This window comes from Bradyrhizobium sp. BR 1433, from assembly GCF_051547665.1.
Taxonomy (GTDB): Bacteria; Pseudomonadota; Alphaproteobacteria; order Rhizobiales; family Xanthobacteraceae; genus Bradyrhizobium; species Bradyrhizobium australafricanum.
On record NZ_JBPUGG010000001.1, the window covers coordinates 6,621,251 to 6,642,060 of the forward strand.

Consider the following 20,810-nt stretch of genomic DNA (forward strand, 5'->3'; position numbering starts at 1 on the left):
TCGAGCATCTCTGCTGAACGCACCGTCGGATGTGCAGCAGGTCACATTGGGCTGAAGCGGAGATGAACCGGTCAGGCCGCGACGGCACGCCGGTCGTCGACCAGCGTCGACAGGAGCTGCGTCTTTTCGACCGTGCGCACGGTCATCGGCTCGTTGCGGCCGCGGATCGCGACCTCCTGCGCCGGCAGGGCATCGTCGGCCAGCCCGGCGGTGACGCGCACCTCGTCCGAGATGATCGCCTCGCAGGCCAGCGCCTTGGTCATGTCCTGCAGCCGTGCCGCGACGTTGACGGCATCGCCGAGCGCCGTGAACACCATGTGGTCGCGATAGCCGATATCGCCGACGATCACCTCGCCGCCATGGATGCCGATGCCGAAGCGGATCGGCTCGCGCAGATCGTGGCTCAGGAACTGGTTCAGCTCGTCGATATGGGTTGCGATCAGCGCCGCCGCGCGCAACGCCTGGCGGCAGGCCACCTGCCGGTCGGTGGCAAGCCCGAACAGCGCCAGCATGCCGTCGCCGATGAACTGGTTGGGCCGCCCGCCGGCTTCCAGCACCGCCTGCGACACCGCGCCGAGGAAGCGGTTGACGATGAACACGGTGTCGAACGGCAGCCGCTTCTCGGCAAGCTGCGTCGAGCCGCGCATGTCGACGAACATGCTGACCAGATAGCGCTCCTGGCCGACCCGTGCCGGATTGGCGGCGTGCGCGTTGGCCGATGTCGTGCTCGGCAGGAACAGCTGGAAGAAATTCAGGTCGGCGGTCGGCCGCAACTGGCAGGCCAGCCGGATCGACGGATCGTCATTGCCGACCCGGTGCAGCACGAAGGCTTCGCGCGGCGAGGGCTCGGGCAATCCGGCGTGGTCGCCGATGATACGGATGCGGCAGGTCGAGCAGCGTGCGCGGCCGCCGCAGACGCTCGCATGCGGCACGTTGTAGCGCAGGCTCGCTTCCAGCACGCTCAATCCCTTCGGTACCCGCAGCGTGCGGCCGTTGCCGTAGGACAGCGCGATCATGCCGCCGCGGCGCTCCAGCAGGGCCCGCGCGCCGCGCGCCAGCAGCACGAGGCCGAGCAGGCCGAGATAGCCGATGGTCAGGCCGTCGGTGATCTTCTCGAGTGTGCTCCCCTGCGCCGCTGTGCCGAGCTTCTGCACCGACAGCTCCTCGCGCCGCCAGTCGGGATCTTGATAATCCGCGACCGTGGCGCGGCCGCCCTGGTAGACGCCGAGCATCGCCAGGGTCGGGATCAGCACGGCTCCGGCGAGCAGGAACGGCGCGGCGCGCTTGAAGAACGGACGCAGCCGCAGCCAGAAATACAGGCCGATGCAGCCATGCACCCAGGCGATCACCAGCACCGCCAGCATCTGCCACAGCCGGTTCGGCGAGGCGATGAAGAAGGTGTACAGCTCCTGGGGGTAGAGCTTCTCGTGCCCGTACAGGGTCTGGCCGAGCCGTACGCCGACGACGTGGGCGACGATCAGCATCGGGATGCTGAGGCCGAGCGTGAGTTGCAGCGGCTCGATCGCCTTCCAGTGGAACTCGCGGCGCTGATAGAGTGCCCAGATGCCGAGCCCGGTATGCACCAGGCAGGCGCTGTAGAACACGATCGCGACCGGCAGGAACTGCCAGAACTCGGTGTGGTAGTAGACCCCGATCGCCAGCGCCTGCGTCGAGATATTGCCGAGCGCGTGGTTGAGGAAATGGCTGGTCAGGTAGGCGAACATGATCGCCCCCGTGACGATGCGGACCTGCCGCAGGCCGATACCGCGGGCCATGTCCTGCAAGTGCTCGCGCGAGGGGGAGGCCATGTGATTCATGATCGGCAAGTCTAGTGGTTAATTCCCGCGCTGAACACCACCGCGGGTCCGGACCAGCCGTGAGAGCGGGCCGCGCGGCACGTTGACACTCCGTTAAGAGTCGAACAAAAAGCGCGCCGTGACAATAGCCCAAGCCGAACCTAAAGCCGAACCTGGAGCCGATAACAACAGCGTTAAGCCGGCCCGTTCGCGCGCGCCGGACTGGCGGGGCGTCATCGCCGTGATCGTTGCCATGACCGCGATGCGGCTGGTCTACGCCCATGCGCTCGATCTGCGCACCGACGAGGCCTATTACTGGACCTGGTCGAAGGAAAACGTGCTGTCGTTCCTCGACCATCCCCCGATGGTCGCCTGGTTCATCCGCTTCGGCACCGCGATCCTCGGCGACACCAATCTCGGCGTCCGCCTCGGCGGCATCGTCGCGATGCTGGCCACCCAGCTCCTGCTCGCCGACATCGTCCGCCGCGTGACGGCCAACAACGTCCGCGCCGTGATGCTGGCGTTGCTGCTGCCGGAGGCGGCGCTGTATTGCGGCCTCTTGATGGCAAAGGTCGCGCCGGATACGGCGCTGATCCCGTTTTCGGTGGCGATGCTGTGGTCGCTGGTGCGGCTTGCGCAAAGCGGTGACGGGCGCTGGTGGCTCGCCGCGGGGCTGTTTGCCGGGCTGGCGCTGCTGTCGAAATTCACCGCGATCATGTTCGCGCCGGCGGTGCTCGCCTTTGCGCTGGTGCCGGATTGGCGCTGGCGCTGGCTGCGCAGCCCGTATCCGTATCTCGCCGCGCTGATCGCGATCGTCGTGTTCTCGCCGGTGCTGATCTGGAATGCCGAGCACGACTGGGCCTCGTTCCGCTTCCAGGCGGTGCGCGCCACCGCCGAGCGCGCCTTCACGCTGCGCACCGTCGGCGAGTTCGTCGGCATGCAGTTCGGCCTGGTCGGCTTCGCGCTGCTGCCGGTGACGCTGTTCGGCACCGCGCTGACGGCATGGCGCGGCTATCGCAAGCGCGAGCCGGTTGCGATCCTGCAGGCGACCGCGGTCTTGGTGCCGTTCATCTACTTCCTCTGGAAGTCCTTGACGCTGCGGGTCGGCGACACCTGGCCGATGTTTTTGTGGCCAGCCGGATTTGCGGCGGTCGCGATCAACGTCACGCGGATGCCGTTCGAGGGCTGGTCGGTCGGGCTCGTCAAATCGACGGTGTATTGGGCGCGGACCGCGATTACCACCGGCATCGCGTTCGTCGTCTGCGTCTTCCTCTACTACATGTTCGCGCCGTGGAATCTGATCGGGCGCACCGATCCGATCGGTACCGAGGCGGGCTACGATGTGGTGGCCGCGCGCACGCTGGCGCAGGTTGAGGCGACCGGCGCGACCTGGGTCGCGACAACGGATTATCGCACCTATGCGATGCTGCGCTGGTTGCTGCGCGGGAAGGCGACGGTCATCGAAATCAACGAGCGCGGCCGCTTCCAGGGCTTTGCCGATCCCGGCATGAGCAAGATCCGGGATCACGCCGGCATTTATGTCGGGCGCGAGCCCGAGAACAATCTGCCGCTGTGGAGCGAGACATCAGCGGTGCGCCAGCCGCTGGAGCGCGTGACGCGCAGCTGGCGCGGCATGGTGATGGACACCTATGCGCTGGAGAAGATCAGCGGCTGGACCCCCGATCTGTCGCCGCCGCCGGACACCACCTTCTTCCGCTGGCGCGTGCTGGCCTCCTCCTTCTCCCCGCTTGCGGGGACGAGACGATCAGAGCTCGCTCTGCGAAGGTCGGGATGAGGGGAGTCTCCACGGGGACGGCGAGAGTTGGTCTCGCGAAGACTCCCCTCACCCGAAATTTGCGCTTCGCGAAAAATTCCGGCCTCTCCCCGCAAGCGGGGCGAGGCAAGCACCTCATTCCTCTTCCTCGCGCTTGCGGATCAGGTCTTTTGCCAGATCGGTCAGCGCCGGGCGCGGCAGGGCGTTGAAGGGAAGCGGGCGGGTGACGTCGATCGCGGCGAGGCCGAGCCGGGCGGTCAACAGGCCGTTGAGCATGCCTTCGCCGAGGCGTTGTGACAGTTTTGCAGCGATGCCGTGACCGAGCATCTGCTGGATCAGGCTGTCGCTGGCCGCCATGCCGCCGGTGATCGCGAGATGCGCGATGACGTGGCGCAGCAGGCGGATCATGCCGAGCGCGCCGGGCCGGCCGCCATAGAGCCGCGCCAGCTGCCGGATCATCCGCAAGCTCGCCACGAACACGAACAGCACGTCGAACAGCGCGCGCGGGCTGACCGCGGTGACGACCGAGACGCGCTGCGCGGCGGTCGATACGAGCCGTCGCGCTTCCTCATCGAGCGGTGTCATCAGCTCGCGCTCGGCGAGGCGGATCATGTCGGCGCCGTCGATGATGTCGTCGGTGTGGCTCTGCAGCTCGCTGCGGGCGCGAGCGAGCTGCGGGGTCTGGTGCGCGAGCTTGAGCAGGTCGGCAACGATCGCGCGGCTCGCGGCTCGGTCGTCGCTGATCAGCACCTCGGCGGCGCGCAGATGCAGCTTCTCGATCGTCGCAAGCCTTGCCAGGCCGACGAGCTCGCGCGTGGTCACGACGGCGAGCGCAACCGCGGCGATGACGGCGAGTCCCAGCCCGAGGACGCCGAGGCCTTCATTGCGTGCGAACAGGTCCTCGACCAGGTTGAGGACGCCAAGCCCGGTGCCGAGCACCACGAGGCCCGCGACCGCGCTCCAGAACAGTGTGCCCCAGCGGAAGCCGCGGCGCGCCGGCACCAGCGGCGTATCGACCGGGACCGGGAGCTGCGCGGGCTCGGCCTCGGGCACGATCTGGATCGTGCCGCGGGTGAGGCGGCTGCCGTCGTCCGGATCCATCACGACCACGCCGGGATCGTCGAGCTTGAACGTCGCCGGCCGCCGCGGGGGCGTCTTCTCGTTCATTGCAGTTTGTCTCCGATCAGGAACTGGAGGGCGCGGTCAAGGCGGATGTGAGGCAGCACCGGCTCTGCATCGCCGTTTCGTTCCAGCTTTGGCGGACGGAAGCGCAGGAAGCGGTAGTCTACGGCATCTGTGTCCGAGCTTGAGAGGCCGCGGAAATCGCCGTTGAACAGCTCCTCCGGATTATCGGGCAGGTCGCCCGGAAAGGTCGCAACTTCCGTCTCGCCGTCGAGCCGCTCGCCATTGGCGACCTCGCCCGGCGCCGGCGTGCCGAGGATCGACGGCAGCCGGTTCGCGCCCGCGCTGGACCTGCGCCTCGCGCGTGGCGCGCACCGCGGCGAGCGCGACGACGTCGATGTCGGCGCCGGCATATTCGGCGCGCTCGGCGGCCTTGGCCACGATCCGCCGCAGCACGGCCTCCAGCCGGTCGTGGCTCTGGTGGTGCAGATGGTCAGCCTTGGTTGCCGCGAACAGGATGCGGTCGATGCGCGGCCGGAACAGCGCGCTCAGGATCGTGCTGCGGCCGATCCGGAAGCAGTCGAGGATGCCGGCGAGCGCGGCCTCGAGATCGTGCAGTGCCTCGGGGCCGGCATTGAATGCGGCGAGCGCATCGGCCAGCACGATCTGGCGGTCGAGTCGCGCGAAATGGTCGCGGAAGAACGGCCGCACCACGACGTCCTTGTAGGCCTCGAAGCGCCGCCGCATCATCGCCCACAGCGAGCCGTCACCCGCGCTGCCGCCTGCGGGCACGTCGAGCGGCGCGAAGGTGAGTGCCGGCGTGTCGGCGAGATTGCCGGGCATCAGGAAGCGGCCGGGCGGCAACAGGCTCATAGCGAAGCGCTCGTCGCGGCAGGCGCGCAGATAGTCGGTGAACAGGCGTGCTTCGGTGAGCGCGGCCTGCTCGTCCTCTTTGGCCTCGGGCTTCAGCGTCGCGAGATGGGCGTGCCAGGGCGCCGCGAGTTTTGCGCGCAGCGGCTCGCGCGACAGCGCAAGGCTCTCCGCCGACCATTGCTCGTAGCTCTTGCTAAGCAGCGGCAGGTCGAGCAGCCACTCGCCGGGATAGTCGACGATATCGAGGGTCAGCGTGCGGTCCGCGCCATTTTGCCGCTGATACTCGATCACGAGACGAAGCTCGGAGATGTCGGTGGTCGAGTTCGGCCAGCGCCGCTCCTCGACCAATGTCCGGACATGGTTCTCATAGGCGAAGCGCGGCACCGCATCGTCGGGCTGCGGGGCGAGATAGGCGCGCGCGATCCGCCCCGAGGCATAGGCCTCGAACACCGGGAAGCGGCCGCCGCGGGTCAGGCCGTGCACCAGCGCGGTGATGAACACGGTCTTGCCGGCGCGCGACAGGCCGGTGACGCCGAGCCGCACCGTCGGGTTGAAGAACCCCTCGCCGTAGTCGAGCAGCGCCCGCGCCGAGAGACGGGCTTCCTCGACGATATCAGTGAAGCTGGGGGGCATGGAGGGTTAACGAAAACCCGGCAGGAGGGACCAAAAGGGGCGGGCGATCACCCGCAAGGTGGCGATTATCGGGCCAAAATCAAGCTTCACATTTCCGGCGCCTTTGCAGGCGAGGGGTTGTCGGGGCAGGGGAATTGAACGCGTCAGACCACCCGCGCTACCCATCGTCCATCGGCCCACGGGAAAGCCTGCATGACGGTCTTCCGCCTGAAGCAACTTGCCTCGACCTCGATCCACGCGGCCGGCGCCGCGCTGTGGAACTACGACCGTGCCGAGCTGATCGCCGACGGCGTCGTCCATCTCGTCGGCGTCGCTTTCGGGCTGATTGCCGCCACCGCGCTGATCGTGCTGACCGCGGTCTATGCCGGCCCGTTCGACATCGCCGTGGTGTCGGTCTATGTCGCCGGCCTGCTCGCGATGCTGGTGCTGTCGGCGACCTATAATCTCTGGCCGGTGTCGCGCGCCAAATGGGTGCTGCGGCGCTTCGACCATTCCGCGATCTATCTGCTGATCGCCGCGACCTATACGCCGTTCATCGTGGAACTGAAGGACAGCACTTTCGCGATCGCGCTGCTGGTCGGGGTGTGGTGCGTGGCGATCGTCGGGATCTGGCTCAAGCTGCGCTATCCCGGCCGCTTCGACCGGCTCTCGGTCGGACTCTACCTTGCGATGGGCTGGAGCGGCATCATGCTCTACGACCGCGTCGTGAAGGCACTGCCGGCGATGGCACTCGGCTTCGTGCTGGCCGGCGGCATCCTCTACAGCCTGGGCGTGATCTTCCACTCCTGGCGGCGGCTGCGCTTCCAGAACGCGATCTGGCACTGCTTCGTGCTGCTTGGGGCTGCCTGCCACTACACGGCGGTGTTTGACGTCGTGCTGGCGAGCTGAAGTTCTCGCCATCTGCGGCGAATGGGCTATCATGTTTCGTGATAGGCGCATTCAGCCCTCACACCGTCACCCTGAGGAGCCGCGCAGCGGCGTCTCGAAGGGTCGACGGCCACCAGCCGGGCCGTTCATCCTTCGAGACGCGCGTCGCGCTCCTCAGGATGACGGAAGGCGCAGGGCAGCATGGGCAAGGCAACAACGTACGAGCAAAGATATCGGGAGGATGGCCATGCAGGTGGCAGGTAAGGTTGTGGTGGTCACCGGCGGTGGCAATGGCATCGGCAAGGCGCTGTGCGAGGCGTTCCATGCCGCGGGCGCATCGAAGGTCGTGGTCGTCGACCTCGATCATGGCGCGGCCGAGAAGGTCGCGGCCACGGTCGGTGGTGCCGCCTTCAAATGCGACGTCGGGCAGGAGAAGAACATCCTGCATGTGATCGACGAGACCGAGCATATGTTCGGCCCGATCGCGCTGTTCTGCTCCAATGCCGGCATCGGCGGCGGCTTCGATCCGCTGTCGGTGAACGCCGGCGGCACCTCGGACGAGCCGTGGTCGCGGAGCTGGGCGATCCATGTGATGGCGCATGTCTATGCCGCGCGGCATCTGGTGCCGCGCATGAAGACGCGCGGCGGCGGCTATTTCCTCAACACGATCTCGGCCGCGGGCCTCTTGTCGCAGGTCGGCAGCCCGGCCTATTCGACCACCAAGCACGCCGCGGTCGGCTTTGCGGAAAACCTCGCGATCTCGCACCGCGCCGACAACATCAAGGTCTCGATCCTCTGCCCGCAGGGCGTCGACACCAACATGCTGCGCTCGATCCCGAAGGGCCCGCAGTCCGGCGACGGCGATCTTTCCGCGGAGCAGGTCGCGCAGGATGCACTCAAGGGCATCGAGCAGGAGACCTTCCTGATCCTGCCGCACCCGCAGGTGCTCGGCTACATGCGCAAGAAGACCGAGAATTACGATCGCTGGATCGGCGGCATGGCCAAGATCCAGGCCAAGATGCGGGAAGCGCACGGGAAGTGAGACCTGTAGCCCGGATGGTGCGAAACGCAATCCGGGTCGAACGTGCGCGCGTGAATCCCGGATTTCGCTGCGCTTCATCCGAGCTACGATATCGGCCGCGCAACTGAGGCGGCCTCACTCCTTTGCGATCTGCACGATCTTGTCGCGCAGATAGGCATCCATCAGATCGGGCGCCGAGGCGCCGAACATCCTGATGCGGCCGGTGTGCAATAGCAGCAGGAGGCCGGTCGCATGCGCGAAGCAGTCCACCATCACCGTGTTCGCCTTCGGCCTGGAGGCGCCGAGCGCTTCAGCGGCTTCCGCGATCGGATGCAGCGCCGCCTCCAGCGCGGCGTTCAGCGCGTGATCGCGGTCATGGCCGAGCCCGGCCGGCTTCATGCCGCCGCGGAACAGGTAGAAGCCGAGATCGAGGTCGCGCGGGTTCTCCGCGTAATAGCGGAAGAAGCCCATGCCTGCGGCGTGCAGCTTCTGCCTGGCGCCGCGCGTTGTCGCGACCGCCGCACTGACGGCCTCGCCGAGCGAGGCCAGCGATTGCCGCAGCACCTCGGCGTAGATCGCCTCCTTGGAATCGAAATGGAAATACAGCGCCGCCGGCGTGTAGCCGGCCCGCGTCGCGATCGCCCGCAGGCTCGCGCCTTCGAGGCCTTCCTCCGCAAACACGCTGCGCGCCGCGTCGAGGATCAGCTCCCGCTTGTGGCGGCTGACCGCTTCCTTCCTGCTCTCGCGCATCTGCATGGCCCGGCGAATCCGTTCTTAACTCAATTCTAACAGCGTTAGATAATTTAACAGTGTTAGAATAAATGAGCAAGGGAGAAGCGCCATGCTGATGACGGCTGCGGACTACCGGGAATCCCTGCGCCGCTACAAGCCGCGTGTGTTCGTCAACGGCGCGGCCGTTGCGAGCGTCGCGGACGAGCCGTTGCTGGCGCCCGGCGTTGCCGGCGTCGGCGTGACCTATGATTTCGCGCTGCAGCCCGAGCACGTGCCGATCATGACGGCGCGGCAGGGTACCTCGGGCAAGACCGTCAACCGCATGCTCCACATCAATCGGAGCTCGCAGGACCTGCTCGACAAGCTCGAGGCGGTGCGGCTGGTGTGCAGGACGTCGGGCTGCGCGCAGCGCTACCTGACCCATGATGCGCTGAACGGTCTCTACCAGGCGACCAGGCTGACCGACGATCGCCACGGCACCGATTACAGCCAGCGCTTCCTCAACTATCTGCACGAGGTGCAGGACCAGGATCTGACGCTCGGCATCGCCATGACCGATGCGAAGGGCGACCGCTCCAAGCGTCCCGGCTTGCAGGCCAATGCGGACGTCTACGTCCACATCAAGGAACGCCGGCCCGACGGCATCGTGATCCGCGGCACCAAGGCGATCGTGACCGGCGCGCCTTACATGCACGAATTCCTTGTCATGCCGTGCCGCACCCATGTGCCTGCCGACAAGGATTTTGCGGTCTGTTGCGCCGTGCCGGTCGATGCGCCCGGCGTCACCATCGTCGCGCGCCCGGCCGGCCGGCCTGGCGATGCCGCGGCGAAATTCTCGGCGAAATACGGCCAGTCGGTCGGCGTCGTGATGTTCGACGACGTGTTCGTGCCGCATGACCGCGTGTTCCTCGCCGGCGAGACCGAGGAGGGCGGCTTCCTCACCACGTCCTACGCCACGCATCACCGGCATTCCTGCATCGGCGCCCGTGCCGGCTTCGGCGATCTCTTGATCGGCGCCGGCGTGCTGATGATCGAGGCGAACGGGCTCGATGCCGAGAAGCATGCGCATATCCGCGAGGCAATGGTCGAGCTGATCACCATCACCGAAAGCTTCTACGCCTGCGGCGTCGCCTCCTCGGTCTACTGCACGAAGGATCCGGCGGGCTCGGTGATGCCGGATGCGGTGTTCTCCAACGTCGGCAAGCTGCTGCTGGCGACCAAGATCTACGACATGCACCGCGTCGCGCATTACGTCTCCGGCGGGCTGATCGTCGCGCTGCCGGGGCCCGACGAGGATCACAATCCGGAAACGCGCGCCTCGCTTGCCGCTGTCATGGGCGGACGTCCCGATATCCCGGCCGAGCAGCGCGCCGAGGTGGCGCGGCTGATCGAGGACCTCACCGTCTCGCACGAAGCCGGCTGGTATTCAGTGATCTCGTTGCACGGCGGCGGCTCGCCGGAGGCGATGAAGCGCGAGATCTGGCGCAACTATCCGGTGATGGAGAAGGCCGAGCTGGTCGAGAATTTGCTCGGCCGCGACCTCGTCGACCAGGGACAACGGGTGTCGAAGCAGCCCGGACGCTGCTGCACAACCGGCTGCGAGGTGCCGACGCCGTCAGCGGCGCCCATGCTCGGCGATCCAATGCCCTCGTAATAAGGTTGCGAATACATGTCCAGCCGTCATTGCGAGGAGCGGCAGCGACGAAGCAATCCATATCTCCACTTGCCGAAAGATGGATTGCTTCGCTTCGCTCGCAATGACGTGGCGAGATTGCCGCTCAGCTCTTCTGCGTGTAAAGCAGCGGCACCGCGGAATCGACCATCACCTCGATCAGGCTGGTGCCTTGGTGCGACAGGGCGCGCTGGTAGGCGCCCCGAAGCTCGGCTGATTTCGTCACCCGCACGGCGTCGCAGCCCATGCCTTCGGCGAGCTTGACGAAATCGATGCCGGGCAGATCGAGGCCCGGCACGTTGCGCACCTGCATCACCTGGCTGAACGAGCGCATCGCGCCGTAGCCGGAATTGTTCAGCACGACGACCGTCAGCGGCAGCTTGCGCTGCGCCGATGTCCACAGCGCCTGGATCGAATACATCGCCGAGCCGTCGCCGATCAGGCAAACCGTGCGTCCCTGACGTCGACCGAGCGCCATGCCGACCGCTGCCGGCAGGCTGTAGCCGAGGCCGCCGCTCGCCATGGTGTAGAAGCTGTCCTGGCCGTGCATCGGCATCGCCTTCTGCATCAGCGGGCGATGCGACGGTATTTCCTCGACCAGCGCATCATGCGGCCCCATCGCGGCCGAGAGCGCATGCAGCGCGTATTCGGCAGGGATCGGGTCGCCGGCGGCCGGAGCCGGCGGCAGGACACGGCCAGCCGGCGCGGTGCGTTTCGTCTCAAGCAGCATCTCGAGCAGCGCCGTCAGCGCCGGCTTCATGGTCGCGACGATGCTGTGGCCGGTCGGCGTCATCGCGGCGGCGTCCGGATCGTCGGTGATCTGGAAGATCGTGGTCGAACCGTCGAAGATCGCGGCATGGCCCTCGACATGGAAGGTGAAGACCGGCGCGCCGACCACGACGACGAGATCGTGATCGCGCAGCGCATCGGAGAGCTGGCCCGGCGCGGCATGCAGGAAGCCGGCAAACTGCGGATGCCGTTCGGGGAACGAGCAGCGCGCCGAGAACGGGCTGGCCCAGACCGCGGCTTTCGATTTCTCGGCGACGTCAACCATGAGATCGACTGCCTCGGCACGATCGACGGCCGGGCCGACGACGAGGGCAGGGCGCTTGGCCTCGCCGAGCGCGGCCGCCAGCGCCTGCATCGCCGACAGGTCGGGGCCGATCTCGCGGCTGACCTGGCGCGCGTCGAGCGGCTGCGTCGCATGCGCCCAGTCGTCGATCGGCACCGAGACGAAGGTCGGCCCGCAGGGCGGCTGCATCGCGACATAATAGGCGCGCGCGATCGCGGCAGGCACGTCCTCGGCGCGCGCCGGCTCGACCGCGAATTTCACGTAAGGCCGTGGGAATTCGGAGGCCCGCTCGGCATAGAGGAAGGCCTGCAGCGGCATGATCGAGCGTGCCTGCTGGCCCGCGGTGATCACCAGCGGGGTCTGGTTGCGATAGGCGTTGTAGATGTTGCCGAGCGCGTTGCCGACGCCGGCCGCCGAATGCAGATTGACGAAACCGGCATTGCGCGTCGCCAGCGCGTAGCCGTCGGCCATGCCGACGACGGATGCCTCCTGCAGGCCGAGCACGTAGTCGATGTCGTCGGGCCAGTCGCTCAGGAACGGCAGCTCGGTCGAGCCGGGATTGCCGAACACCTTCTTGATGCCCCATGCGCGAAGCAGGCCGAATGTGGCATCCTTGACGGTGACGGTCTTGCCTTTGCTGGCGGCGGGTTTGCGCGAGGACATCGGGCGGCTCCCATTTCTGTCTTGTTACGTTCCGTCATTGCGGGCGGCAAAAGCGGAAAGGCAATCCACCTGTCGATGGATTGCCTGACGATGTCAAGCCGCTGGGCCCATAGTTGCCGCGGCAACGGCTGCAATTGCGGCTAGTTGGCCTTCTGCAGCGCGGCGGTCTGCTTGGCGAGCTGCTTGTCGAAATCCTGCTCCAGCCCGGCCACGTAGGTGGCATTTTCGCCTGGCTTGACGAACGGGTTCGGCGCGCCGTCCTTCATCTGCGCCCGCTTGGCCTGCATGCCGTAGACCTCGGGATGCGGCCCGAGCAACACGTCGACCTTCATCGCCTTGACCTTGGTGAAGGTCGAGCGATAGTCGTCGACGATGCCGGAATAGGTCGGACGGCCGACCAGCCGGTCCAGCGCCACCGTTCCGCTACAGAAGAACAGCACGTTGCGCACCTGGCTGCCGTCCTCGACCGTGATCTCCCAGCTGGTGCAGCCGGGCGAATGGCCGGGAGTGGTGTGCGCGGTCAGCGTAGTGTCGCCGAGCGTCACCTTGTCGCCTTCCTTGACGGTGCGGTCGACCTTCACCGGCGTAAAGGCAAGATCGGCGTTGTTCTCGTCGCCCGGATAATAGCCGCCCTCGAGCAGGGGCTTGTCGCGCTCGCCGGCGATCAGTTGCGCGCCGGTCTCCTTCTTGATCTCGGCAAAGCCGCCGGTGTGGTCGAGATGGGCGTGGGTGTTGAGGATGATCTTGATGTCGCCCTCCTTGAAGCCGAGCTTGGCGATGTTGTCCTTGATCATGCCGGTCGACTGCTGCATCGCCGTGTCCATCAGGATCAGCCCTTGCGACGTCCTGATGACGTAGACCGCGATCCCGTCAGTGCCCACGTAGTAGATATTGTCGATGAGCTGGAACGGCTCGAACGGCGCGGTCCATTTCTTCATGACAACAGCCATGAAGTCCTTGAGCGTCTGTGCCTGCGCACCGGTTGCGATCAGCGTGAGCGCGCACAGCGCGGCTGCGATCGTCCTCATGGTTGCCTCCCTCTCTGTTGTTGTTCGTGCACGGGCGGCACTATGCGTGCTGGCGACGCCGGCCGCAAGCTGCGGACGGCAAGCCGCCGGGCAAGCGGCCGTCCGTCCGGCGCATTCCTGTTCTGCGTTCAGCTCGCGTATTGGGCGATGCCGTGGCCGAACGACCAGCTCTCCTTGGCGACCTCGACCAGGTTGATGACAACATCGTCCGGCCGTCCTTGCAGCTGGCTCTGATAGTCGTCCACGATCCGCTTGTAGAACGCCTTCTTCATCTCGACGGTACGCCCGGCATTCATGGTGATCTGGATGAAGATGAGGTCGTCGCTGTAGGTGTTGCCGAGATAGTTGTCGGCGTAGTTCAGGTCGCCACGGTCGTGCTCGGTGATGACCTGAAACTTGTCATTCTCGGGCACGTTGATCACCTCGCGCATCGCCTTGTAGACGATCTCGCCCAGCGTCTTGCGATATTCGGCGGACTTGCCGCGCTCCAGGTCGATGCGAACGAATGGCATGGTGGTCTCCTGTGTTGTGCGGGGCTCGGCCCCGCGTGATCGGGACGTGCGACGGTGCAAACGGGTATCGTCCGCTTGCGCCGGCGGGATCGGTGCGTTCAGCGGGCCGCCTTGAAGGCCTCCCAGCGCGCATCGCGCTCTCTCTGATATTTCGGCGTTCGCTCCGCCACCATGTCCGCCCAATGCGGCGGCTTGCCGCAGGACTGGCAGACCGGACCGAGCCCCGCCGGCTTGCCGCAGACGAGGTGCGTATAGTTCATGGAAAGACCGTCCCTGGGTGACTTGCACCAGGTCTCGCCCCAGGCGCGCAGCGCGAACATGACGGGGAAGAACGCCGCGCCCTTCTCCGTCAGATGATATCCGTGGCGCAGCGGCTGCTTGTTGTAGACGCGCCGCGTCACCAGTCCGTCCGCCTCCAGCTTCTTCAGCCGCGCGGCGAGCATCTGCGGGGTCGCGCCGGTATGGGCCTGAATCTCCTCGAAGCGATGGTTGCGCGCGAACAGCTCGCGCAGCACCAGCACGGTCCAGCGGTCGCCCACCACGGTCTCGGCGCGCGCCACCGGACACAGCGTTTGGTCAGCAGGATTGCCCTTTGGCCTTGCCATCACGTTTTCTTCATCCGGCATTGTTGCTATGATTTTCATAGCAAGATGGGCGATCGTCAAGGCGGGTGCAACGGGCGTTTCCGCCCGGTCCCTCACATTTCAAGGAGCACGCCATGAGTACCGAAAGCAGGAAACCGGGTGTCGACATGAAGCTCGAGGTCGTGGTGATTTCGGTGTCCGATGTCGACCGGGCCAAGCGCTTCTATGAAAATCTCGGCTGGCGGCTCGACGCCGATTTCGTCAGGGCGGACGGGTCCCGGGCGCTGCAACTGACGCCGCCGGGCTCGCCGACCTCGATCCATCTCGACAAGGGATCCGCGCTGCCGCGCTTCCTGATCGTGAATGATATCGAAGCGGCGCGTGCCGAGCTGATCGCGCGTGGCATCGATGTCAGCGAGGTGTTTCATCGCGGGGCGGCGGGCTGCGTCAAGGGACCCGATCCGGAGCGGCCGAGCTACGGTTCGCTGGCGACCTTCAACGATCCCGACGGCAATGTCTGGCTGCTGCAGCAGGTGACGCAGCGTCTGCCCGGTCGCGTCGACGGAAGCAGCACGACGTTCACCTCATCGACCGATCTGGCCGCCGCGCTGCGGCGCGCATCGGCCGCCCATGGCGAGCACGAGAAGCGAACCGGCGGGCACGATGCGAACTGGCCGGACTGGTACGTCGATTACATCGTGCGCGAACAGGCCGGGAGCCCGCTGCCGGAGTGAAGGATCAAACAGGAGTATCCGTCATGGCGGCGCAATCGATCGCGCAGTTTCGCGAACGGACCGCCGCGCTCGGCGCCAAGGTTGCCGGACGTGGTGTATGCCGGCCGGGTAGGCGGCGTCACGCCTTGAGGCAGGCACCGCGCTCGGACAAAACCTTCTCGGCCTTCGGCGTCAGCTCGTAGAGGCCGCCGTCCTTGGCGACGTATCCCTCCCTGATGAGCCGGTCGACCTCGCCTTGCACGTCGTCGGCGAAGGCAATGGATTGGGCGATGTCGCAGAGAACCGCGACCTGTTCGTCTCTAAGCATGGCGTCCTCCGTCAGGGCGGGGAACGCGCAAGCCGGGTTTCGGTTCCAATGGACTGGAGATACGCCCGGCTTTCACGCGGTGAGCCGCGGCGCCGGGTGTTGCTTCTCACCGATGCAGGGCGTCGAACACCGGCGCGTAGCCACCGCCGTCTCGGCGAACATGGGCACAGCGCGGGCCGCGGAAGTGGGCGGGTATGACGAGACGGCGGCTGTCCGCGGCTTCCGCCAGGATCTTCATCCGCGTCTCGCGCGCGAGCTGTGGGTCGGCACAGGATGATGTCGACAGATCGGGCTGGAAGATCTGCACCGGATTGTGAACGGCATCACCGCAAAAGATCGCGCGATGTTGTGCGTAGTCTACCATCAGCCCCATCTGGCCGCTGGTGTGGCCCGGCAGCGGGACCAGCCGCAGGCCCGGTCCCAACTGATGGCCATCGTCGACCAGATCGACACGGCCTGCCTCGACGATCGGGATGACGCTCTGCTCCAGGGCGCGGGCGTGGATCGGCGGGGCGCGCCCGGCATCATGCTGTGTCATCCAGTCGGCAAGCTCGCGGCGGCCGAACAGATACCGCGCGTTAGGAAAGGTCGGCTGCCAGCGGCCGTTGTCCTGGCGCGTATTCCAGCCGACGTGATCGACATGCAGATGGGTGCAGAATACGACGTCGATGCCGGCCGGGTCGATGCCGCTCGCGCGCAGCCGATCAAGGAAGCCGCTGCCGCGCCGCCGATGCCAGGCGGGAATCTCGGGGATGTCCTTCTGCTCGCCGATGCAAGCGTCGATCAGCAGCGTTCGGCCGCCGGTTCGCACCACAAAACTCTGGATCGCGTGTTTCGCGAGCCCGCGGGCGAGGTCGATGAACACCGGCTCCAGCGTGGAGCGATGCGCCTCGATCAAGCCGCGATCGTATCCGGGCAGGAATTCGGCGAGCGGAAGGACGAAATCGTCATCGTCGACGATGACGTCGACGGTCGCGTCGCCGATCGCAAATCGCATGACCGCTCCTTCCCGGAGAACCGTGCATCCAACGCGCGGTCACTATGCAGGTTGGCGCCGTCGATCGCAAGTTGCGTCGCTGGTGAGCGGCTATCAGACCATGCCGCGCAGCAGGCCGATCAGGCGGCCGCACTCATCGTCGGTGCCGACCGTGATGCGCAAGAAGTCCTCGATCCGCGGCTTCTGAAAATGCCGCACCAGCACGCCGCGCTCGCGCAGCCTCGCGGCGAGATCGGCGCCGCGATGGCCGCCATGGCGAGCGAACACGAAATTCGCCTGCGACGGCAGCACCTCGAAGCCCAGCTCAATAAGGTTGTGCACCAGCGCCTCTCTGCTCCTGATGATGCGTTGCCGCGTCTCCTCGAACCACGCCTCGTCCTCGATGGCGGCGACCGCGCCCGCGATCGCGAAGCAGTCCAGCGGATAGGAGTTGAAGCTGTCCTTGACCCGCTCCAGCGCCTCGATCAGCGGGCGTTGGCCGATGGCGAAGCCGACGCGCAAGCCGGCCAGCGCGCGCGATTTCGAGAGCGTCTGGATGACGAGCAGATTGTCGTGGCGCGCGACCAGCGGCACGGCGCTCTCGGCGCCGAAGTCGACATAGGCCTCGTCGACCACCACCAGCCGGTCGGGATGCTCGGCGAGCAGCGCCTCGATCGCGGCGCGCGGCAGCGCGGTGCCGGTCGGTGCGTTCGGATTGCACAGCAGGATGGCGCTGCCGGGCCGCCGGTAGTCGGCAAGGTTCAGCCGCATCGCGGCGTCGAGCGGCACTTGCTCGTAGCTGACGCCATAGAGGCGGCAATAGACCGGGTAGAAGCTGTAGGTGATGTCGGGAAACAGCAGCGGCGCGTCGTGCTTCAGCAGCGCCGGGAAAGCGTGGGCCAGTACCTCGTCCGAGCCGTTGCCGACGAACACCTCGTCCGCCGTGACGTTGTAGCGCCTCGCGATCGCCTCACGCAGCGCGGTTGCGCGCGGGTCCGGATAGAGCCGCAGGCGATCCGTGTTCGCTGTGATCGCCGCCACCGCGCGCGGCGACGGCGGGTAGGGGTTTTCGTTGGTATTGAGCTTGATGAGGCCGTCGATCTTCGGCTGCTCGCCGGGCACGTATGGCGACAGATTGTGGACGACCGAACTCCAGAAGCGACTCATGATCTGCGACCCAGCGATCGAACGCGATCACAATAAGGAATACGAGGCGCTGATGAAAGCGCCTCTTTATTCCCTCGCATTATGACAGGCGTCGTGCTCGCGCGTTACCAGGTCGCCGTGCCCTTCATGGTCGGCTGGCCCTCGGCATTCGCGGTCCACAGCTCCAAGCCGCCGTCCTTGTCGCTGGCATTGATCGAGAACTCGCTGCCCTCGAACAGCGGCTGCACGCCGCGATAGGCGAGCTTCTTCGGCGGCTTGCCGCCGCGCAGCTTGGCGGCGAACTCGACGATGAAGGAAGCCTGCAGCGGGCCGTGGAAGATCAGGCCAGGATAGCCCTCGACCTTGGTGACGTAGTCGCGGTCGTAATGAATGCGATGGCCGTTGAAAGTCAGCGCCGAGTAGCGGAACAGAGCACCGGGTCGGAGACGTGGCTCTCGCGATGCTGCGCGACCGGTGGAGGCGGCGGCTCCTTGGCGGGCGCAGCGCCCTGCGTGCTCGTCATCTCGCGATAGACGATGTCTTGCCGCTCGCGCACCGCAAGCCCGCGCGAGGTCGTCACCTCGTGATTGACCGAGACGAAGCACAGCGTGCCGGTCGAGCCCGATTTGACCGTGACGTCGACGATCTTCGAGGTGCGTTTGGCCTCATCGCCGATGCGCAAGCTGTCGAAGAATTCGAGCTCGCCGCCGGCCCACATCCGCCGCGGCAGCGGCACCGGCGGCAGGAAGCCGCCGCGGGTCGGGTGGCCGTCGGGGCCAAGCTGCGACATCGGAAACACCGGCTGCGCCAGGCACCAGTGCGTGGTCCACGGCGCGGCATCACCGGCCTTCGGCTCGCCGATCTCCTGGAACAGCGTCGCGCGCAGCCCCATCACGAGATATTTGGTGACGACGTCAGAGGCCTCCGTGGTCTTGCCGATCCATTGGCGGAGATGATCGAGGTCGAGTTTGTCGGTCATGACTGTGTTGCCCGGGTAGGAGAGATTTCAGGAACGTTTGATGCGCTCGCCGATCGCGGGCACCTTGCCGTAGTGCCTGTCCTCGCCGACCACGATCGCGGCCGGCGCCGGATAGCTGACCTTGCCGTTCGGCGTGTCGACCTCGATGCGGCGCAGATGCGGATGTTTCGCGAGGTCGTCCATGCTGTTGACCTCGGCAAAGGCGATGTCGGCCTCGGCGAGCTTCGCCAGCAATTCCTCGCGCGTCAATTTACCGAAGCTGTCGCTGACGATTTCGTCGGTCAGCACCCGGTTGCGCACGCGCTCGACCATGTTGGCAAAGCGCGGATCGTCGGGCAGGCCGGGCTGGTCCAGCACCTTGGCGCACAGCGTCTTCCACTCGCGCTCGCTCTGGATCGAGATCAGGATCTCCTTGCCGTCCTTCGAGCGGAACACGCCGTAGGGCGCGATCGAGGGATGGGCGAGGCCGATCCGCTTCGGCGACTTGCCGTCCTCGGCATTGAGCAGCGGTACGGTGAGCCAGTCGGCCATCACGTCGAACATCGAGATCCGGATGTCGGCACCGTCTCCGGTGCGGCCGCGGCCGATCAACGCCTCGAGGATCGCGGCATGCGCGGTGGCGCCGGTCGCGACATCGACGATCGACATGCCGACGCGCGAGGCGCCCTCGGGGCCGCCGGTGATCGAGGCAAGGCCGCTTTCGGCCTGGATCAACAGGTCATAGGCCTTGCGGTCGGCATAGGGACCGGTGTCGCCATAGCCCGTGATCGTGCACATGATCAGCTTCGGATAATCCTTGCGCAGCCGTTCGCGCGAGAAGCCGAGCTTGTCCATCGAGCCGGGCTTGAGGTTCTGCAGCAGCACGTCGGCGCCGGCGATCAGCGTCTCGAGCTGCGCGCGGCCTTCCTTGGTGGCGAGGTCGACCACGGCGGAATCCTTGCCGCGGTTCAGCCAGACGAAGTAGCTGCTCTGGCCCTTCGCCGCGGCGTCGTAGCCGCGGGCGAAATCGCCTTCGGGCCGTTCGATCTTGATGACATGGGCGCCGGCGTCGGCGAGGCGTGACGAGCAGAACGGCGCGGCAACCGCCTGCTCCACGGCGATGACGGTCAATCCCTCAAGCGGCAGCATGATCAAGCAACTCAGTAGGAGCGGGGCATGCCGAGCACGTGCTCGGCGACGTAGGACAGGATCAGATTGGTCGAGATCGGCGCCACCTGATAGAGCCGGGTCTCGCGGAACTTGCGCTCGACGTCGTATTCCTCGGCGAAGCCGAAGCCGCCATGGGTCTGCACGCAGGCATTGGCGGCTTCCCAGGACGCGTCGGCCGCCAGCATCTTGGCCATGTTGGCCTCGGCGCCGCAGTCGAGACCGGCCTCATATTTGCGGGTGGCTTCCTTCACCATCAATTCGGCCGCGCGCATCGAGGCATAGGCTTTTGCGATCGGGAACTGGATGCCCTGGTTCTGGCCGATCGGCCGGCCGAACACGCTGCGCTCCTTGGCGTAGTTGGTGGCCTTGGCGATGAACCACTTGGCGTCGCCGACGCATTCGGCGGCGATCAGGATGCGCTCGGCGTTCATGCCGGAGAGGATGTAGCGAAAGCCCTTGCCTTCCTCGCCGATCAGATTCTCCGCCGGCACCTTCATGTCGGTGAAGAACACTTCGGTCGTGGCATGGTTCATCATGGTGCGGATCGGGCGGATCTCCAGCCCCTTGCCCTTCACCTCGCGCATGTCGACGATGAACACCGAGAGACCGTCGGTGCGCTTCTTCGACTGCTCCTTCGGTGTGGTGCGCGCCAGCAGGACCATCAGGTCGGAATATTCGGCGCGGCTGGTCCAGATCTTCTGGCCGTTGACGACGTAATGGTCGCCCTCGCGGCGCGCGAAGGTTTTTAGCGAGGAAGTATCGGTGCCGCTGGTCGGCTCGGTGACGCCGAACGCCTGCAGCCGCAACTCGCCGGTCGCGACCTTCGGCAGATACTTGGCCTTCTGCGCGTCATTGCCGTGCCGCAGCACGGTGCCCATCGTGTACATCTGGGCGTGGCAACCGCCGCCGTTGCAGCCGGCGCGCTGGATCTCTTCCAGGATCGCCGCCGCCGCCGACAGCTTCAGGCCGGCGCCGCCATATTCCTCGGGGATCAGCACCGAGAGATAGCCGGCCTCCGTCAGCGCATCGACGAACTCCTTAGGATAGGCCATCTGGCGGTCGAGCTTGCGCCAGTATTCGCCGGGAAACTGCGCGCAGAGTTTTGCGACGGCGTCGCGGATGTCGGAATGGTCGTCGATGTGTTGATCGTGTGCGGTCATTGTTTCGTCT

The 20,810-nt window shown here is 66.2% G+C and carries 17 protein-coding genes and 2 pseudogenes; 5 read left to right on the forward strand and 14 right to left on the reverse strand.

Annotation, left to right across the window (positions count from 1 at the left end; all coding sequences use genetic code 11):
- Nucleotides 1-71: 71 nt before the first annotated feature.
- Nucleotides 72-1,817 (reverse strand): adenylate/guanylate cyclase domain-containing protein, encoded by a 1,746-nt coding sequence (locus ACSKB9_RS31870; protein ID WP_410469703.1) that lies wholly within the window; start codon nucleotides 1,815-1,817, stop codon nucleotides 72-74.
- A 232-nt stretch (nucleotides 1,818-2,049) separates the two neighbouring features.
- Between ACSKB9_RS31870 and ACSKB9_RS31875 the strand changes: the two genes are divergently transcribed.
- A complete protein-coding gene (locus ACSKB9_RS31875) occupies nucleotides 2,050-3,591 on the forward strand; it encodes a glycosyltransferase family 39 protein (RefSeq protein WP_438080493.1) in 1,542 nt (513 codons plus the stop codon).
- A 114-nt stretch (nucleotides 3,592-3,705) separates the two neighbouring features.
- Here ACSKB9_RS31875 and ACSKB9_RS31880 read toward each other — a convergent pair whose 3' ends face one another.
- Nucleotides 3,706-4,737, reverse strand: coding sequence for a YcjF family protein (locus tag ACSKB9_RS31880; RefSeq protein ID WP_316395305.1), 1,032 nt, complete (start codon nucleotides 4,735-4,737; stop codon nucleotides 3,706-3,708).
- Nucleotides 4,734-6,198, reverse strand: a pseudogene (locus tag ACSKB9_RS31885) (YcjX family protein). The gene ACSKB9_RS31880 and the pseudogene ACSKB9_RS31885 overlap by 4 nt, the downstream one beginning before the upstream one ends.
- A gap of 192 nt (nucleotides 6,199-6,390) precedes the next feature.
- Between ACSKB9_RS31885 and trhA the strand changes: the two are divergent.
- Together trhA and ACSKB9_RS31895 are read left to right on the forward strand one after the other, a co-directional pair.
- Nucleotides 6,391-7,086 (forward strand): PAQR family membrane homeostasis protein TrhA, encoded by a 696-nt coding sequence (trhA, locus tag ACSKB9_RS31890; protein WP_438078066.1) that lies wholly within the window; start codon nucleotides 6,391-6,393, stop codon nucleotides 7,084-7,086.
- Between the two features lie 226 nt (nucleotides 7,087-7,312).
- Nucleotides 7,313-8,107 carry an SDR family oxidoreductase gene (locus ACSKB9_RS31895; RefSeq protein ID WP_438078068.1) on the forward strand — a complete coding sequence of 265 codons (795 nt, stop codon included), beginning with the start codon at nucleotides 7,313-7,315 and terminating at the stop codon, nucleotides 8,105-8,107.
- Nucleotides 8,108-8,221: 114 nt separating this feature from the next.
- Here the strand turns inward: ACSKB9_RS31895 and ACSKB9_RS31900 are convergent, their stop codons facing one another.
- The gene (locus ACSKB9_RS31900) at nucleotides 8,222-8,836 is read right to left on the reverse strand and encodes a TetR family transcriptional regulator (protein ID WP_438078070.1); all 615 of its coding nucleotides are present in this window, start codon (nucleotides 8,834-8,836) and stop codon (nucleotides 8,222-8,224) included.
- 91 nt (nucleotides 8,837-8,927) lie between these two features.
- Between ACSKB9_RS31900 and ACSKB9_RS31905 the strand changes: the two genes are divergently transcribed.
- A complete protein-coding gene (locus ACSKB9_RS31905) occupies nucleotides 8,928-10,472 on the forward strand; it encodes a 4-hydroxyphenylacetate 3-hydroxylase family protein (RefSeq protein WP_438078072.1) in 1,545 nt (514 codons plus the stop codon).
- A 124-nt stretch (nucleotides 10,473-10,596) separates the two neighbouring features.
- Here ACSKB9_RS31905 and mdlC read toward each other — a convergent pair whose 3' ends face one another.
- The 4 genes from mdlC to ACSKB9_RS31925 all read right to left on the reverse strand — a co-directional run bounded on the left by mdlC (nucleotide 10,597) and on the right by ACSKB9_RS31925 (nucleotide 14,370).
- Nucleotides 10,597-12,225 (reverse strand): benzoylformate decarboxylase, encoded by a 1,629-nt coding sequence (gene mdlC, locus ACSKB9_RS31910; protein ID WP_438078074.1) that lies wholly within the window; start codon nucleotides 12,223-12,225, stop codon nucleotides 10,597-10,599.
- A gap of 140 nt (nucleotides 12,226-12,365) precedes the next feature.
- Nucleotides 12,366-13,253 carry a BJP family subclass B3 metallo-beta-lactamase gene (gene blaBJP, locus ACSKB9_RS31915; RefSeq protein WP_438078076.1) on the reverse strand — a complete coding sequence of 296 codons (888 nt, stop codon included), beginning with the start codon at nucleotides 13,251-13,253 and terminating at the stop codon, nucleotides 12,366-12,368.
- 128 nt (nucleotides 13,254-13,381) lie between these two features.
- Nucleotides 13,382-13,765 carry a tautomerase family protein gene (locus ACSKB9_RS31920; protein WP_438078078.1) on the reverse strand — a complete coding sequence of 128 codons (384 nt, stop codon included), beginning with the start codon at nucleotides 13,763-13,765 and terminating at the stop codon, nucleotides 13,382-13,384.
- A gap of 98 nt (nucleotides 13,766-13,863) precedes the next feature.
- Nucleotides 13,864-14,370 carry a winged helix-turn-helix transcriptional regulator gene (locus tag ACSKB9_RS31925; protein ID WP_438078080.1) on the reverse strand — a complete coding sequence of 169 codons (507 nt, stop codon included), beginning with the start codon at nucleotides 14,368-14,370 and terminating at the stop codon, nucleotides 13,864-13,866.
- Between the two features lie 113 nt (nucleotides 14,371-14,483).
- Between ACSKB9_RS31925 and ACSKB9_RS31930 the strand changes: the two genes are divergently transcribed.
- Nucleotides 14,484-15,083 carry a VOC family protein gene (locus ACSKB9_RS31930; RefSeq protein WP_438078082.1) on the forward strand — a complete coding sequence of 200 codons (600 nt, stop codon included), beginning with the start codon at nucleotides 14,484-14,486 and terminating at the stop codon, nucleotides 15,081-15,083.
- A gap of 118 nt (nucleotides 15,084-15,201) precedes the next feature.
- Here the strand turns inward: ACSKB9_RS31930 and ACSKB9_RS31935 are convergent, their stop codons facing one another.
- From ACSKB9_RS31935 to ACSKB9_RS31960, 6 genes and pseudogenes are all read right to left on the reverse strand, one after another.
- Complete coding sequence (locus ACSKB9_RS31935; protein WP_438078084.1) at nucleotides 15,202-15,390, reverse strand: hypothetical protein; 189 nt, start codon at nucleotides 15,388-15,390, stop codon at nucleotides 15,202-15,204.
- A 106-nt stretch (nucleotides 15,391-15,496) separates the two neighbouring features.
- The gene (locus ACSKB9_RS31940) at nucleotides 15,497-16,387 is read right to left on the reverse strand and encodes an MBL fold metallo-hydrolase (protein WP_438078086.1); all 891 of its coding nucleotides are present in this window, start codon (nucleotides 16,385-16,387) and stop codon (nucleotides 15,497-15,499) included.
- Between the two features lie 93 nt (nucleotides 16,388-16,480).
- Entirely contained in the window at nucleotides 16,481-17,533 is a 1,053-nt protein-coding gene (gene hisC / locus ACSKB9_RS31945; protein WP_438078088.1) for a histidinol-phosphate transaminase, read from the reverse strand.
- Between the two features lie 104 nt (nucleotides 17,534-17,637).
- A pseudogene (locus tag ACSKB9_RS31950) lies at nucleotides 17,638-18,491 on the reverse strand (FAS1-like dehydratase domain-containing protein).
- Nucleotides 18,492-18,518: 27 nt separating this feature from the next.
- Nucleotides 18,519-19,619, reverse strand: a complete 1,101-nt coding sequence (locus tag ACSKB9_RS31955; RefSeq protein ID WP_438078090.1) for a CaiB/BaiF CoA transferase family protein — start codon at nucleotides 19,617-19,619, stop codon at nucleotides 18,519-18,521.
- 11 nt (nucleotides 19,620-19,630) lie between these two features.
- On the reverse strand, nucleotides 19,631-20,800 hold the full coding sequence (locus ACSKB9_RS31960; protein WP_438078092.1) for an acyl-CoA dehydrogenase family protein: 1,170 nt from the start codon (nucleotides 20,798-20,800) through the stop codon (nucleotides 19,631-19,633).
- Between the last annotated feature and the right edge of the window lie 10 nt (nucleotides 20,801-20,810).